General features: G+C 71.9%; 13 protein-coding genes. 8 read left to right on the top strand and 5 right to left on the bottom strand.

Annotated features, from left to right (window positions below):
• Positions 1-122: 122 nt before the first annotated feature.
• A complete protein-coding gene (locus ABEA10_RS30065; protein WP_345469621.1) occupies positions 123-1781 on the bottom strand; it encodes a DUF2207 domain-containing protein in 1659 nt (552 codons plus the stop codon).
• Positions 1782-2066: 285 nt separating this feature from the next.
• Here ABEA10_RS30065 and ABEA10_RS30060 point away from each other — a divergent pair, with 285 nt between their 5' ends.
• The 5 genes from ABEA10_RS30060 (at position 2067) to ABEA10_RS30040 (ending at position 5727) form a co-directional block, all read left to right on the top strand.
• Positions 2067-2912 (top strand): neutral zinc metallopeptidase, encoded by an 846-nt coding sequence (locus ABEA10_RS30060; RefSeq protein ID WP_345469619.1) that lies wholly within the window; start codon positions 2067-2069, stop codon positions 2910-2912.
• A 27-nt stretch (positions 2913-2939) separates the two neighbouring features.
• Positions 2940-4373: a serine hydrolase domain-containing protein gene (locus ABEA10_RS30055; RefSeq protein ID WP_345469617.1), complete on the top strand. Its 1434-nt coding sequence runs from the start codon at positions 2940-2942 to the stop codon at positions 4371-4373.
• A 67-nt stretch (positions 4374-4440) separates the two neighbouring features.
• Complete coding sequence (locus ABEA10_RS30050) at positions 4441-4848, top strand: helix-turn-helix domain-containing protein (RefSeq protein ID WP_345469615.1); 408 nt, start codon at positions 4441-4443, stop codon at positions 4846-4848.
• Complete coding sequence (locus ABEA10_RS30045; protein ID WP_345469614.1) at positions 4845-5225, top strand: hypothetical protein; 381 nt, start codon at positions 4845-4847, stop codon at positions 5223-5225. Before ABEA10_RS30050 ends, ABEA10_RS30045 begins: the two co-directional genes overlap by 4 nt.
• Before the next feature lie 166 nt (positions 5226-5391).
• Positions 5392-5727, top strand: a complete 336-nt coding sequence (locus ABEA10_RS30040; protein WP_329243932.1) for a DUF2516 family protein — start codon at positions 5392-5394, stop codon at positions 5725-5727.
• A 51-nt stretch (positions 5728-5778) separates the two neighbouring features.
• Here ABEA10_RS30040 and ABEA10_RS30035 read toward each other — a convergent pair whose 3' ends face one another.
• The gene (locus ABEA10_RS30035; RefSeq protein WP_345469613.1) at positions 5779-6498 is read right to left on the bottom strand and encodes an SGNH/GDSL hydrolase family protein; all 720 of its coding nucleotides are present in this window, start codon (positions 6496-6498) and stop codon (positions 5779-5781) included.
• Positions 6499-6547: 49 nt separating this feature from the next.
• Here ABEA10_RS30035 and ABEA10_RS30030 point away from each other — a divergent pair, with 49 nt between their 5' ends.
• Complete coding sequence (locus tag ABEA10_RS30030) at positions 6548-7267, top strand: alanyl-tRNA editing protein (RefSeq protein ID WP_345469612.1); 720 nt, start codon at positions 6548-6550, stop codon at positions 7265-7267.
• An 18-nt stretch (positions 7268-7285) separates the two neighbouring features.
• Here ABEA10_RS30030 and ABEA10_RS30025 read toward each other — a convergent pair whose 3' ends face one another.
• Positions 7286-8236: an SDR family NAD(P)-dependent oxidoreductase gene (locus ABEA10_RS30025; RefSeq protein ID WP_345469610.1), complete on the bottom strand. Its 951-nt coding sequence runs from the start codon at positions 8234-8236 to the stop codon at positions 7286-7288.
• Between the two features lie 125 nt (positions 8237-8361).
• On the opposite strand from ABEA10_RS30025, the gene ABEA10_RS30020 reads away from it, so the two are divergent.
• A complete protein-coding gene (locus ABEA10_RS30020) occupies positions 8362-9249 on the top strand; it encodes a helix-turn-helix transcriptional regulator (RefSeq protein WP_345469608.1) in 888 nt (295 codons plus the stop codon).
• A 27-nt stretch (positions 9250-9276) separates the two neighbouring features.
• On the opposite strand, the gene ABEA10_RS30015 is transcribed toward ABEA10_RS30020, so the two are convergent.
• On the bottom strand, positions 9277-10695 hold the full coding sequence (locus tag ABEA10_RS30015) for an MFS transporter (RefSeq protein WP_345469606.1): 1419 nt from the start codon (positions 10693-10695) through the stop codon (positions 9277-9279).
• A 287-nt stretch (positions 10696-10982) separates the two neighbouring features.
• Here ABEA10_RS30015 and ABEA10_RS30010 point away from each other — a divergent pair, with 287 nt between their 5' ends.
• Positions 10983-13247, top strand: a complete 2265-nt coding sequence (locus ABEA10_RS30010; RefSeq protein ID WP_345469605.1) for a right-handed parallel beta-helix repeat-containing protein — start codon at positions 10983-10985, stop codon at positions 13245-13247.
• 136 nt (positions 13248-13383) lie between these two features.
• Here the strand turns inward: ABEA10_RS30010 and ABEA10_RS30005 are convergent, their stop codons facing one another.
• Positions 13384-14766, bottom strand: a complete 1383-nt coding sequence (locus tag ABEA10_RS30005) for a LamG domain-containing protein (RefSeq protein ID WP_345469603.1) — start codon at positions 14764-14766, stop codon at positions 13384-13386.
• Between the last annotated feature and the right edge of the window lie 35 nt (positions 14767-14801).

Genomic DNA, 14801 nt, shown 5'->3' with positions numbered 1-14801 from the left:
CATCGACTATCGGCGCTCTCGTGGTCCTCTACAGTTCCAGTATCCCGGCGTACCATCCAGGTCACACAATGCGCAGGTAAGCTCATTACAAAGCCGGATATTTCCTGACTATGACTGATTAGTCAGGACAGAGTTCTGAACTGCCGCGAGGCCGAGATGGCCCCGGACGTCGCCAGCGTGAAGCTCCGCATCGACTCCGCGAAGTTGGACAGGTCCCACTCGGCCGGGCCCTCGTACCAGTAGAGGTTGTCGGCCCGCTCGCCCTCGCCGCCGATGTCGGCGACGGTTCCGGCCCAGCGGGCCACCGAGTCGAACACCACCGCGTAGGGCAGGTAGCGCGAGAACATCGCCACCCGGTCGCCCGACGGCGCGTCCGTCGTCTCGCCGCGGTACAGGTACGCGCGGAAACCCAACGTGTGCGCCAGCACGGTCGCCCCGCGCGTGGTCTTGGCGGGCATGTACTGCCCGCCGATGGCCAGTGCCGCCCCCGCGATGACCAGCGCCAGGCCGATGAGCGCCAGGTTCGTGTACAGGGCCAGGGCGATCGTGCCGATGATGCCGAGACCCGCGAGGGTCGTGCCGGCGGTGGTCCAGCGGGTGCGCTCGGAGTCCGGCCGCCGCGCGAACCACCCCTGCCGGACGACGTCCTCGTACAGGGCGCCGCGCACCGCCGCGAGCTGGTCCGCGAACGTGCCGCCCAGCTCCGACAGCCGGACCACGTCGCGGCCGGCGAACAGCGCGTCGTAGAGCACCCGTTCGTACGGCATCAGCTCGTCGGCCGGCCGGTCCAGCCGCCGCAGCTGCCAGTCGAGCCGACCGTACGTCTCACGGGGCAGCTCCTCGATCAGCAGGTAGTGCCGGACCGCGAGATCGATGATCGTGGCGGTGACGTCGACGACGTCGGCCTGCTCGTCGATGAGCGTGCCGATCTGACCCGGCCGTACGCCGTCCGGCGGCGAGAACTCCCCGTGGTCGAGCGGCGCGTGGTCGCCCTCGGCCGCCTTCTTGCTGACGATGCGCGCGTCCCGGCCGCGGGTGGAGTACAGCAGGGCGACGCCGCCGAGCAGCAGCACGAGCAGGCCGACCAGGGCCGCGCCCGTGACGGTGTTGACCGTGAACGCCGTCGCCAGCGTGTGCCGCTGCTCGTACGCCGGCGTGCCGGACGTCGTGCCGGGCGGGTAGCCGATCACGATGGTCAGGTACTCGCCGGGCTGCAGGTTCTCCTGCCGGAACTCCGCCTGGACGTGCGAGTGGTTGGTGAAGAACTGCGTGCAGCCGACCGTGCTGTCCAGCTCGCCGGCGAAGCAGTTGAGGTCCTGTACGGCGGCGCCGCTCTCGACGGTCACCTGGGTCTGGGCCACGGGGACGTTCCAGCCGCCCGCGGCGACCCAGTCGAGCTGCTGGCGCCCCCGCAGCGGCGTCATCGCGCCGTGCACGGTGTAGGTCAGCGTGACGGTGCGCCGGCCCGGACCCCCGCCGCCCGACGGCGTGAGGACCGTACGGTCGCCGTCGACGGTCACCGTGCCACCGTGGACGTCACCGATGTCGAACCGCCGGTCCCGGCGGTCGTCGACGTGCTTGAGGCGGACGAAGGCGCGTTTCACCCCCGTGCCCTCGAACGTCACCGTCTCCTTGGCGTGCAGGACGCCGTCTTCCGTCGAGGTCAGCGTGACGTTGTCGGAGACGACCTGACCCGACGGGCTCGCGTACGCGGGAGCCGCGCAGGTGAGGAGCCCGCCGACGGCGGCGACGGCGGTGAGGAGCCGGGTCCGTACCAGCATGGGCGCACAGCGTACCGGGGAACGCCCGGCCCATACAGGGATGACCTGCGTGGGGAGGTCGTGATGCATTTTTTCCCTGCTATGCGATGATTCTGGTCGCGGTCGCCTCCTGCCCGTACGGGACCGGGGCACGGCGGGGACGGCCGCGAGGAGGGACGGAAGCGAGTGGCAGATCCTCGTCGATCGCCTTCGCAGAGTGGCCCGGCGTCCTACGTGCCGTCCGCACAGGCACCGGACTACGGTTACCGCCGGCCGGCCCGTCGGCCGAGACGCACGGCGACAGGCGTGGTCCTTGCCACTCTGGGGGGCGTCGCGGCGCTGTTCGTCGTCGCGGTCCTCGGGTACTCGCTGGCCGGCACCGGCTCGAAGGCGGGCGAGAAGGGCGACGGCACCCGGCTGCGGTCGGGCAGCAGATCCGCCGCGCTCACCAGCCCGCTCTACGTCAGCGGCACCCTGCCCCGGGTCGAGTGCCGGCTGCCCAAGATCGCCGAGCACGACGACGCGTCGATGCTGCGCTTCCTCGACACCCTGTCCGACTGCCTCGACCAGGTCTGGGAGCGGCAGTTCGCCAAGGCCGGGGTCCCGGGCTTCACCGCGCCGCAGCGCGTCTTCTGGAGCCTGCCGGGCAGCAGCCCGTGCGGTTCGTACCCCGCGCCCGGCGCGTCGGCGTTCTACTGCCCGGCCAACGACACGATGTACGTCGGCCTGAGCAACGTCGTGGACACCGCGGGTGGCGAGCCGGTGTCGCACTACGCGGTGTACGCGCGGGTCATCGCGCACGAGTACGGTCACCACGTGCAGGAGGACGCGGGGATCCTCGAGTACGGCCACGAGCTCATGTCCGCGGGCGGCACCGACGCCCGCACCGAGGCGAGCCGGCGGATCGAACTCCAGGCGCAGTGCTTCGCGGGCGCCTTCCTGTCCGCGGAGCGCCGCACACTGCCGATCACCCGCGCGCAGTACGAGGCGATGATCGCCGACAACCGTGCGCGCGGCGACGACGAGTCACGGCCCGACCTGCGCGACCATGGTACGGGGCGGCACTACGCCGGCTGGGTCGTCCGCGGCTATCGCCACGGCGTGCTGTCGGCGTGCAACACCTGGACGGCCTCGGCCTCCGACGTTTCGTGACCGGGGACCTTTCGTGAAGGGGAATGGATGACCGAAGACGTCGACGCGCTGCTCCGCTCCGTGGTGGACGAGGGCGCCGCTCTCGGGATCGGCTACGGCGTGGTGGACCGTACGGGGCTCGTCCACGCGGGCGGTCACGGCGTGATCAGCGAGGGAGGCCCGCGTCCGGAGCCGTCGACGGCGTTCCGCATCGCCTCGATGTCCAAGAGCTTCACGGCCGCCGCGGTCATGCTGCTGGCCGAGCGCGGCGCGCTGTGCCTCGCCGACCCGGTGAGCCGCCACGTGCCGGAGTTCGCCGCCGTACGGCTGCCGACGTCGGACTCTCCGCAGGTCACCGTGGAGATGCTGCTGTCGATGTCGGCCGGGCTGCCCACCGACGACCCGTGGGCGGACCGGCAGGAGTCGATGAGCCGGGAGGAGTTCGGGCGGCTCCTGACGAGCGGTGTCCGTTTCGTCAGCGTCCCGGGCACCGCGTACGAGTACTCCAACCTGGGGTACGCCCTGCTGGGCCGGGTGGTCGAGGCCGCCTCGGGGGAGTGCTTCCACGCGTTCGTGCGCGAGCAGCTGATCCAGCCGCTGGGGCTGACCTCGACCGGCTACGACACGTCGGTGAAGGCGCCGGGCGGCGTGGCGACCGGGCACGTCCGCGTCGACGGTCGCTGGCAGGCGCTGCCGTTCTCCGAGCCGGGCGTCTTCTCGGCCATCGGCGGGCTGTTCAGCACGGTCGAGGACCTGGCGCTGTGGGTGCGCTGGCTCGCCGACGCGTTCCCGGCCCGCGACGGCGCGGACCCCGGGCCGCTGAGCCGCGCGTCCCGCCGCGCGATGCAGCAGGTCCAGCGGGCCCGTCCGGCCGGAGACGGCCCGGTCGGGTACGGCTACGGCCTGGTGATCCACCACGAGCCGGAGTGGGGGACCGTCGTCTCGCACAGCGGCGGATACCCGGGCTTCGGCTCGCACATGCGCTGGCACCCGGACAGCGGCCTCGGCGTCGTGGCGCTGACGAACGCGCGGTACGTCTCCGGTTCGGAGAAGGTGGCGGAGGCGTTGCGGACCGTGCTGGCGGAGGCCGCCGACCCGCCCGGCCCCGCGCCGCTGTGGCCCGAGACGTCCGAGGCGAGGACCGCGGTCGAGCGCCTGCTGCGTGAGTGGGACGGCGCGTCGGCCGGCGCCTGGCTGGCCGGGAACGTGGCGATGGACCTCGACCTGGCGCGCCGCCGGAGCCGGATCGAGCGCCTGGTCGAAGAGGTGGGCCCGCTGCTGGAGCCGTCGGACGCGCTGCTGCGCACCGACTCCCCGGCGCACGCGGTCTGGGAGATCAGGGGCGAGCGCGGCTCGCTGCGCTGCGAGATCCGGCTCACGCCGGAGGATCCGCCGAAGATCCAGACCCTGAACGTACGGCGGCTCGGCGCCAGGGACCGGCGCGAGGCGACTCGTGCCGCCTCGCGTCACAACGCGATGTGACTCGTTTCACGCCGCACTGCTTGCAGCTGCGCTTGCAATAGCAAGCGCGGCGACGCAGAGTAGAGGCATGGCGACTTCCAAAGTCGGCTCCATCGGGGAGTACATCCGGGAGCAGCGCCAGCGGGCCAAGGTCTCGCTGCGGCAGCTGGCCGATGCCACGGGTGTGTCCAACCCTTACCTGAGCCAGATCGAGCGGGGGCTGCGAAAGCCGAGCGCGGAGATCCTGCAGCAGATCGCGAAGGGTCTGCGCATCTCCGCCGAGGCCTTGTACGTCCAGGCGGGGATCCTCGATGACCGCGAGTCGGACACGGATGTCCAGGCCGCCATCCGTGCGGACGTGGGCCTGTCGGAGAGGCAGAAACAGGTCCTGCTCGACATCTACGAGTCGTTCCGCAACGAAACGGGGAGCACCGCGGCACCGGACGCCGAAGCCGCCACCGGCACGACCCCACCGACGGAAGGAACGAACACATGACCATCACCGAGAGGCTGCGTGACAGCAAGGCCTTCTACGCCGCCGCCGGCGCCGGCGACTACGCGGTCGAGAAGCTGCGTGAGATGCCGGACCGCATCAACCGGATCCAGGAGAAGACCGACCCCAAGGACCTGCCCGGCGCCGCCGTCGCGTACGTGACCCAGGTGGGCGCCCGCGCGGCCGAGGTGTACGACGGTCTGGCCGAGCGCGGAAAGCGCATCGTCAGCCGGGTCGACCGCCAGAAGGCGACCCAGGAGCTCGAGGCGCAGGCCAAGTCCACGGTCCGCAAGGCCCGTTCGGCCGCCGGCTCCGCTCGGCAGACGGCGCGTACGGCCACCAGGGCCGCCAGTGACGCCTCCAAGAAGGTCGGCAACTGACCGCGCCGTAGACGTCACCGACGACGGCCCGGACGGGGTGTCCCGTCCGGGCCGTCGCACGTATTCCTCGTCCGAGTCGGGTGTGCCGCCGGGGAAAACGCATACGCTGGGGCCTGTCAAGCAATGTCGCGGCGTTCCGGCGCCGTCCACCACAGGGAGTTCAGCCGTGCTCGGAGGAGCCCAGGGTGTCGTGGCCTACCTGTTCTGGGCCGTGGCGATCGTCGCGTTCGTCATCGAGGTGTGGGCGTTCATCGACGCCGTACGCCGTCCGGCCGGCGCGTACGCGGCCGCGGGCAAGCTCACCAAGCAGCTCTGGTTGATCATTCTGGGGATCGCGCTGCTGTTCGGCCTGGCCGGCGCGGTGCAGCTGGTGTCGATCATCCAGATGCTGCCGATCATCGGCTTCATCGCGGCGGCGGTCTACCTCGCCGACGTGCGCCCCGCGGTCCGGCAGTACGGCCGGGGCGGGTCCTCCTCCTCCGGGCCGTACGGGCCCTGGTGAGCCGCGCCGTCGCGGATCACCGGGCCCCGTCTCGAGGCCTTGGTACCGGCCCTACGGCCTGGCGAGCTTGAGCGCGCGGAGGTCGGCCACGAAGCGCCCGGCGATGTAGCGGGCGCCGGCCGTGCTCGGGTGGACCCCGTCGCTCAGGATGTACAGCGGCGCGTTGCCGGTGCCCTGCACGCGGTCGCCGGTGATCCAGCGCTCGCGCAGCGGGTCGACGAACGGCACGTTCTGCTCGCTCGCGACATTGGCCAGCTCGTCACGGATGAGCTCCACCGAGCGCGTCGGGTCGCCGCTGCCCCACATCGGGCCCATGAGCAGCATGCGCGTGTCGGGCCAGGTCTGCCGGATCGTCGTCAGCAGCTGCCGGGCCGCGCCGGCCACCGTCGCCGGCGGGTGGTTGCGGTCGTTGTGGCCGCCCGAGACGATGACCAGGTCGGGTGCCGGTCGCCAGGCGAGCTGCTCGGTGAACAGGTCGGCGAAGTTCTTGTGCACGCTGCCCTCGGCCACGAACCCGGTGCCGCGGTAGCCGCCGAGGATCACCTGCCAGCCGAGCGTGCGCGCGGTGTCGGCGGCGTAGGTCAGCTCGGGCACCTGCCCGAGGCGTCCGGTCGTGTAGCTGTCACCGAGGAACATCACGACCGGCGCGCGCCGCGGCGCGGCCTTGGTCGGGGCGCTGTCGGCCCGTGCCCTGCCCGCCGCACCGCCGCACCCCGCCGTCGCGAGGAGAGCGGTGACGGCGGCGACGCTGTTCAACACGCGTCGTCTCATCCCGCCCCCTGTACCCGCGCCCGGCAAGCGGGCGTCCTATGGTCCTGTTATGGCGACGACGCACCGGCTTGAACTGACCGACCAGACACTCCGCGAATGGGATGCGAAAGTAATCTCGTCCGGTCCTGACGGAATCGTCCTCGACCGTTCCGCATTTTATCCAGGCGGAGGCGGGCAACCGGCCGATCTTGGAGTTCTCCTGTGGCAGGGAGTCCAGACGCGCATCGCCGGCGTGCGCAAGGGCGACGAGCTCTATCTGATTCCCGCCGAGGGAGACCCGCTGCCACCTGCGGGAATCCCGGTACGCGGCGCGATCGAGGACGAACGCCGCACCAGCCTCATGCGCACACATTCAGGTCTGCATGTTCTCTGCGGTGTCGTGTTCCGCGACTACGGCTGCCTCGTCACGGGCGGCAACATGGAGCCCGGGGTGGCGCGCATGGACTTCAACCTGCCCGAGGTGCCGCCCGGCTTCAAGGAGGCGGTCGAGGACGCCTGCAACGCCGAGATCACCGCAGACCGGCGCATCGACGTCCGTACGCTGCCCCGCGCGGAGGCGTTCCAGATCCCCGACATCATCCGCACCGCGACGAACCTCGTCCCGCCGGAGGTGGAGGAGGTGCGCATCGTCGACATCGTGGGCCTGGACACCCAGGCCGACGGCGGCACCCACGTGGCCTCCACCCGCCAGATCGGCCGGCTGCGCGTCGCCAAGGTGGAGAACAAGGGCCGTGGCTTCCGCCGCGTCCGCATCCGCATCGAGGACTGACCCCGGCCGCCGCCGGTTCTACGCGGTGAGCTTCTCCGAGAGGTTCCACAGGCGTTCGGCGCGGCCGGGGTCGAGCAGGTACGGCAGGTAGTGGCCGTGGGGCGGGTCGTCGTCGACGGTCCAGGGCCGGGCGATCGCGCAGTTGTCGAGGTAGAGGCCGCCGCGCCGGTGGAGTTCGGGCGCGACGGCCGCCCACACGGAGGTGGCCGCGCCCTGCGGGACGGTCTTCCACCCGGGCATGTCGGTGCGCGGCCGGCCGTGTTCGTCGGCCCAGCCCCGGGCCTTCAGGTCGGCGGGGGAGATGTGCCGCATCAGGTCGGTCATGATCGTGCCGGGCATGACGGCGTTGGCGGTGATCCCGTCGTCGCCGTACCGTGCGGTCAGACCGACGGCGAACAGGCCGTTGGCGGTCTTGGACTGCCCGTACGCCTGCCAGGCGTCGTAGGGGCGGCGCTCGTAGTTGGGGTCGTCGAAGTCGATGTCGCTGCGGCGGTGTGCCCGCGAGGACAGCGACACCACGCGGGCGGTTCCCGCGGCACGCAGCGCGGGCAGCAGCCCGGTCGTGAGGGCGAAGTGACCGAGGTGGTTGACGCCGAACTGGGACTCGAACCCGTCGGCGGTGCGCGTGAACGGCGCGCCCATGACGCCGGCGTTGTTGACGAGCAGGTGCAGTGGTCTGCCGGTGGCCAGGTATTCGGTGGTGAAGGTGGCCACCGACGCCAGCGAGTCCAGCCGCAGTGCGCGGAATTCGATGTCCGGGTTGCCGGTCGCCTCGCGCATACGGGCGGCGGCGTCCTCGCCGCGGGTGCGATCGCGCGTGGCCAGGACGACGCGGGCACCGGCCGTGGCCAGAGCCCGGGCGGTCTCGGCGCCCAGCCCGGAGGCGCCACCGGTGACGATCGCCTCCGTGCCGGTCAGATCGTGGCCCCGCAGCACGTCGTCGGCGGTGCTGTGCGCATCGAAGGTCATCGTGTTCTCCCTGCGAACGTGTTCTCTGCTTCGTCTTCAGGGTGGGGGCTGCGGGTCGGCCGAGTAAGGCCGTGCCATACCTGGCAGCGTCGCTGCCACCCTGGCGGATTTGCCACACTTGTGCGGTGGCAGAGAACGACAACCGCCTCGGCGCGTTCCTGCGGGCCCGGCGGGCGCGGATCCGCCCGGAACAGGTCGGGCTGCCGCCGGGCGCGGGCCGCCGGCGCACCCCCGGCCTGCGCCGTGAGGAACTGGCCACACTGACCGGCGTCAGCGTCGACTACCTCAACCGGCTCGAGCAGGGCCGCGAGACCAACCCGGGCAACGGTGTCCTCGACGCCGTCGCCCGAGCCCTGCTGCTGAATGAGGAAGAGCACGAGCATCTGTACGCGCTGGCGCGCCACGCGGCGCGGGCGGACCCACCGCCGATCCGGCCGGACCACACCCTCAGGCCGGGAATCCTGATGCTGCTGGAGAACCTTCGCCCGTGCCCCGCCTACGTCCTGTCGCGGTACAGCGATGTTCTCGCCGCCAATCCCGAAGGCCTGGCTCTGCACGTCGGCCTGGGCGAATGGCCGGCCGAGAAACGCAACACGGTCAGATATCTGTTCCGTGACCCGATCACCCGGGAGTTGTTCCCGGACTGGGAATGGCTCGCGCGAGTGACCGTCGCCCGGATACACCGGCTCCTCGGCGAGGACCCCGGCGCTCTCGAACTGGCCGCCCTCATCGAGGAGCTCCGCGAGCACAGCAGGGAGTTCGCCGACCTGTGGGAGCTCCACGACATCGCGACCCGTGGCAGTGACCGCCGCCTGTTCCGGCACCCCGCGGTCGGCGACATCACCCTGGAGTCGGAGACGCTCTACCTCGGCGACGGCGGCCTGCGGATGACCGTCTACCAGGCCGCGCCGGGAACCGCCGACCACCGCGCCCTGCTCGAACTGGCCCGCTCGGCCGGCGGCGCGCCGCCCGCCGCCGGACCCGCCCCGGCGGCCGAGAACCCCGGCACCTGACGGCGCGCTGTACGCCGTGGGGTGTCCTCACCTTCCGGTGCGCAGGGTGCGGTCGAGCAGTGTGGCGGCCAGCAGTGCCGCCGAGCCGATGACGAGCACGGTGGCCAGGGTGTGCAGGCCCCGATCGGTGGCCTCGCCACCGAAGGTGAGGTTGATGAGACTGGCCGAGGCGATCGCGCCGACGTACATGAAGCTGCGCATCAGCCCGGCGGCGACACCCGTCTGGTCGGCCGGGGCCTGGGCGTACATCGCGGCCTGGCCGGCGGTGATGTTGAGCCCGTTCTGCACCCCGAACACGACACCGATCCCGGCCAGCGCCCACAGCGGCGCGGCGGCGCCCACGACCAGCAACAGCAGGCTGCCGGTGGTCAGCACGGCGGCGCCGGCCACCAGAAGCCCCCACACGGCCTGGCGGCGGGCGGCGAACAGGGAGACGAGGGTGGCGGTCGCGAACGACGGCATCATCAGCGCACCTGCGACGGTCGCGGAGTGGCCCGCGCTCTGCTCCAGCCAGATCGCCCACCCGTAGACGAAGCAGTAGGTGATCAGCATCGTCACTCCGTAGCGCAGGTAGGTCGCGGTCAGGGCGTGGTTGCGAGCCAGCATCCGCACGTCGATGAACGGGGCACGCGCCCGCAGCTCCCACACCGCCAGCGCGGCGAACAGGACGGCCGTCAGGACCAGCAGCCACCAACGCGGGTGGGCGAGCCCCATCATGAAGACCATCAGGGCGGTCAACGCGCCGGCGAACAGCGCCAGGCCGGGCGCGTCGAGGACCACGCCCAGCGGCTCGCGGCGGTCCACCGGATCGTCCACGGGCAGCCACGACAGGGCCAGCACCGCGCTGACCAGCCCCAGCGGGACGTTCACCAGGAACGTCAGCCGCCACCCGCCCAACGCCATCAGCCCACCGCCGAGCACCGGGCCCACCGCCATGCTGACCTGACCCATGATCGCCAGCACGCCCAGCACCCGTCCGGGCGCCGGCCGGCGCAGCCGGACGGACTGGCGGCGTACCAGGGCCATCGCCGCGGGATACGCCGCCGAGGTGCCCAGTCCGATGATCACGCGTGCGACCACCAGCATGCCCAGGCTCACGGCGGCCCAGCCGATCACGCCGCCGGCGGCCACGAGCACCGACCCGGCCAGGTACACGCGCCGGGGACCGAGGCGGTCCGCCAGCCGGCCCATCGTCGGCTGACCGATCGCGGTGGCCAGGTAGAGCACGGAGACCAGCCACGCCGTCGCGCCCGCCCCCACGGAGAAATCGCGGCCGATCGCCACCAGAGCGATCGCGATGATCGAGGAGTTGACCGGGTTCAGCACCGAGCCGAACGAGACCGCACTGACGAACCGCCGTCCGAAGCCGAGGCGCTCCGCATCCGCACGGAACCGTCCGGCGACGACGTTCGAGACGGTTCCGGAAGGACCGGTGACACTGTTCATGCGTCGATCCTGAGCACGGCGCCCGGGCCGAGGAAGGCCGCGCGATACCTGGCAGTCGCGGTGCCACCCGGGGATGACGGCGACGTCCGAACGGCCGGGCGACGGCCGGTTCTGGAAAAACGGCCGTAATTGCCACGCCTTTTCGTACATCCCCTTTTTACGGCCGGTTACCGTCCGGCCGTTCTTCGGTTATACGGCGCGATGAACAACATTCATCCTGTTAACGTCCCGGCTCGGTGATCATGCTGAGGTTTCGGGTCGAGCCGGCCCGGGAGAGGAAGGCGCGGATGCGCCCGAAAGCAGGCAGGCTGGTGGCCGCCCTGGCCCTGGCGGTCGCGGGCCTGGGCGTGCTCGGCGGTACGGCGGGGGCGGCCGATCCGCCGTTGGCGATCGTTCCGACCGACTATCCGATTCCGTCCGGCGCGCTCTTCGTGAGCCCGTCCGGCGACGATTCGGCCGCCGGCGACCAGGCCCATCCGCTGAAGACGGTGCACAAGGCGGTCACCGCGGCCTCGGCCGGCGGCACGATCGTCATCCGTCAGGGCACCTACCGTGAATCGCTGGGCAGCATCGGCAAGAAGCTGACCCTGCAGCCGTACCCGGGCGAGCAGGTCTGGTTCAACGGCGCCTCGGTGGTCGCTTCGAGCCGGTTCACCGCCGACGGCGCGACCTGGCGGCTGGACGGCTGGGATCCGCCGATCTGCCAGCCCGAGTCGGGTACGCCGCCCGCCGCCGACCTGCACAACTGCGTGAACCCCGACGGCCTGTCCTCGGCGAACCCGATCGGCGCCGACCCGGAGATGGTCTTCGTGGACGGCACGCCGCTGACCGAGGTCACCGCCAAGTCGGCGGTCGGCGCGGGCAAGTTCTACTACGACAGCGTGGGCTCCAAGCTGTACATCGGCACCGCGCCCACCGGCCACACCGTGGAGGTCGCGGACAAGAAGCTCGCCCTCCAGCTCTCCGCCGGCGCGGCCGGGACGGTCGTACGCGGGCTCGGCTTCATCCACTACGCCTCCGCGCCGGACGAGACGACCGGCGCCGCCGCGCTGATCTCGCAGGCCCAGGGCGCCGTGTTCGAGAAGGACACGATCGCGCTGAACGCGGCGGGCGGGCTGAGCCTCAGCCTGCAGTCGGGCATGCGGGTCAGCGGCAACCTGCTGCTGCGCAACGGCTACGACGCCATCCTCACGCACAAGGCCACCGGCCTGACCGTCGAGGACAACCAGGTGTACGGCAACAACACCGAGCGGCTCGGGATGGGCTCCAGCGCGATCACCGGGGCGGGCATGAAGGCCACCCGGCTGCGCGACTCGGTGGTCCGCGACAACGTCTTCGACGGCAACACCGGCACCGGCTTCTGGTGCGACCTGGCCTGCAACAACGTCCAGGTGCTGCGGAACGTCGCACGCGGCAACAGCAAGCACGGCCTGTACTACGAGGTGTCGGCCCACGGCCTGATCGCCTCCAACCTCAGCACCGGCAACGGCGGCTACGGACTGAAGATCAGCGGCTCGGCGCACGTCCGGACGTACAACAACACCTTCGCCGGCAACGCCCAGGCGATCGAGGTGGCCGAGGACCCGCGGCCGACCGAGCCGTGCAACAACGACCTGAACCGCTGCCCGACGGCGGAAGACCAGGCGCTCGGCGTCACGTACGACACCGCCGACGTGACACTGGTCAACAACATCTTCGCCGGGGCGACAGGGGAGAGCGCGGCGCTGTTCGACACCGTCGCCAACAAGACCACCGGCGTCGGTGCCGCCCAGATGATCCCGGCCGCGCAGATGGACCACAACGGTTACTACCGCGCGAGCGCCACGGCCCCGGGGACGCTGGTCAACTGGCAGTCGGCGACCGCCGGCACGTCCTATACGAGCCTGCCGGCGTTCCAGGCCACCGGCCGCGACGCGCACGGCCTCTACCAGGAGGGCTCGGCGTCGTACTTCACCGACGCCGCCGGCGGCGACTACCGGGTGGTGCCCGGCAGCCCGGCGGAGACCGCGGGCGCGGCCCTGCCCGCCGACGTCGCCACCGCGATCGGCGTGTCGGCCGGGACCCCGGTGGCACTCGGCGCGCTCGCCTGGCCCGGCCGTTCGACTCCCGGCACGCCCACGCCGGTCCTGGACGCGCCCGTCACCCGGCTGCACCACCCGCAGAACGGCGACACCCTGCTGACCGCGAGTGGCACCGAGGCCACGAACGCGGTGCAGAAGTACGGCTACGTCTCCGACGGCACCGCCTTCTACGCCTCCGGCACGCAGGCGGACGGCATGGTCCCGGTGTACCGGTTGCAGAACGCCACGACGCACGACCGGCTCTACACGACCACGACGTCCGAACGCGACTCGGCCGTCGCCGACCACGGCTACACCGACGAGGGTGTGAAGTTCTACGCGGCCGGCGCCACGGGCACCGGGCTGGTCGCGGTGTACCGGCTGCAGAAGAGCGGCCTGCACACGGTCGCGGTCGGCGACACGGAGAAGAACGCCGACGTCGCCGACGGATGGAACTACGAGAAGGTCCTCTTCTACGCCCGGCCGGCCTGAGCGACCGCCCGGAACCCTTGCCCGTCGCCCGGCAGGGCATGGGTTCCGGGCGTTCTCGGCCGGTCCGTGACGCGGGCGCGGATGCCGGCAAGGCGTTCGTCCGTCTTCGCCGGCGACGCGGAGGGCGGGGCCGCGGTCATGCGCGGTCCGACGCGACCTCGTGGATCTGCGCGCCGGTGAGGGCGCCGGCGAAGACGCGTACGTCGTCGATGGCGCCGTGCCAGCCGTCGACCGGCTCGCCGTCCGCCAGTGCGCGCCCGATGTCGAGCGGACCGGCCGCCCGCGTGAGCGAGGCCCGCGTACGGCAGGCCTCCAGCCGGCCGTCGACGTAGAGGCAGACGCGCCGGCCGGCGGGATCGTGGACCGCGGCCAGGTGGGTCCATCGGCCGGGTACGGGCCGCAGACCGCTGAAGACCGTCTCGTCGCCCATCGCCCAGCCCTTGCGGCGGTCGGGCATGAGGAACGCCCATTCGCGGTGATCGGCGTCGTAGTCGAGCAGTACGACGTCGGCGTCGCGGCCGGTGCCGTGGTCGCTGACCACCGTGCCCCAGTCGCCGGTCCCGTCGAGGCGTGCCCACGCCGTGATGGTGAAGGCCTCATCGGTCCGGACCACCGGCCCATGGGTCACGGCGTGGCCGTTCCCCGCCAGGACCAGCGCGTGCCCGCCGCCGGGCATCGCGGCACGGACCGCGTCGCCGCCGATCGTCGCGTTCCTGCCATGGCCTGAGGAGTCCCACGCGGCCGGGCCGCCCGTCTCCTCGAAGCGCCACCACGCGGCGGGGAGGGGAAGAAGGCGGCTGCTGTTCGCCGACAACCGCGCGGACGTGCCGTCGGGACGTGAGGGGCGGGAGACCGGCCGGCGTACGTCCGGCGGATGGGGCGAGGCCCCCGCGACCAGCAACCCCGCCAGCAGCACGGCCGCGAGGCGCGCCGGCCGGCCGAGCCGCCGCACCCGGCCGCTCCCACGCGCGGCAGCCGCCACCGCACCGGACGGAGCCGCCGTCTCCCCGCCGGGCGTGCGCGTCGCTTTCGTACCGGGTGGAGCCGCGGTCTCGCCGCCGGGTGGGCGGGCCGTTTCCGTGCCGGGCGCAGCCGCCGTGTCCCCGCCGGGTGGAGTCGTCGTCTCCTCGCCGGGCCGGCGCGTCGGTTCCGTGCCGGAAGAGCCGGTGTCCGCGGACGGGGCCGCCGCCTCCGCGCCGGGCGCGGGATCGGCCGGGGACGGCGCGGACACCTCACTCGCGCTCAGCCGGCGGCGTGCGTCCACCCAGAGGGCCACCGTCTCCTCGTCGCAGCCGCAGGCGCTCACCAGAGCCGTGACGAGTTCGGTGCGGGGGAGCGACCGGCGGGCCAGGGCCGTGGCGATCGTGCTGTGCGGCAGGGCGTACCCGCGGCGGGCCGCCTCTTTCTCGAGGCGGCGGTAGGTCCGGTCCGACCATGCCTTGAGCCGTCTCAACTGTTCGACGAACTCCGCGGGTGACGTCGCCTCGCGCGGGTCCGGAGCATGGTTGTCTAAAGGCACGAAACGAAATCTATCGCGTCGTATTCCGGCGACCG

The sequence above is a fragment of the Actinoallomurus oryzae genome (assembly GCF_039541955.1).
GTDB lineage: Bacteria > Actinomycetota > Actinomycetes > Streptosporangiales > Streptosporangiaceae > Actinoallomurus > Actinoallomurus oryzae.
The sequence above is the reverse complement of the archived record's forward strand: the minus strand, read 5'-3'. Positions and strand labels throughout refer to the sequence as shown.

Coding starts and splice junctions, on each gene's coding strand:
- ABEA10_RS30065 (WP_345469621.1), bottom strand. CDS start 1,781: ATGCTGGTACGGACCCGGCTCCTCACCGCCGTCGCCGCCGTCGGCGGG.
- ABEA10_RS30035 (WP_345469613.1), bottom strand. CDS start 6,498: ATGAGACGACGCGTGTTGAACAGCGTCGCCGCCGTCACCGCTCTCCTC.
- ABEA10_RS30045 (WP_345469614.1), top strand. CDS start 4,845: ATGACCATCACCGAGAGGCTGCGTGACAGCAAGGCCTTCTACGCCGCC.
- ABEA10_RS30010 (WP_345469605.1), top strand. CDS start 10,983: ATGCGCCCGAAAGCAGGCAGGCTGGTGGCCGCCCTGGCCCTGGCGGTC.
- ABEA10_RS30025 (WP_345469610.1), bottom strand. CDS start 8,236: ATGACCTTCGATGCGCACAGCACCGCCGACGACGTGCTGCGGGGCCAC.
- ABEA10_RS30015 (WP_345469606.1), bottom strand. CDS start 10,695: ATGAACAGTGTCACCGGTCCTTCCGGAACCGTCTCGAACGTCGTCGCC.
- ABEA10_RS30030 (WP_345469612.1), top strand. CDS start 6,548: ATGGCGACGACGCACCGGCTTGAACTGACCGACCAGACACTCCGCGAA.
- ABEA10_RS30050 (WP_345469615.1), top strand. CDS start 4,441: ATGGCGACTTCCAAAGTCGGCTCCATCGGGGAGTACATCCGGGAGCAG.
- ABEA10_RS30055 (WP_345469617.1), top strand. CDS start 2,940: ATGACCGAAGACGTCGACGCGCTGCTCCGCTCCGTGGTGGACGAGGGC.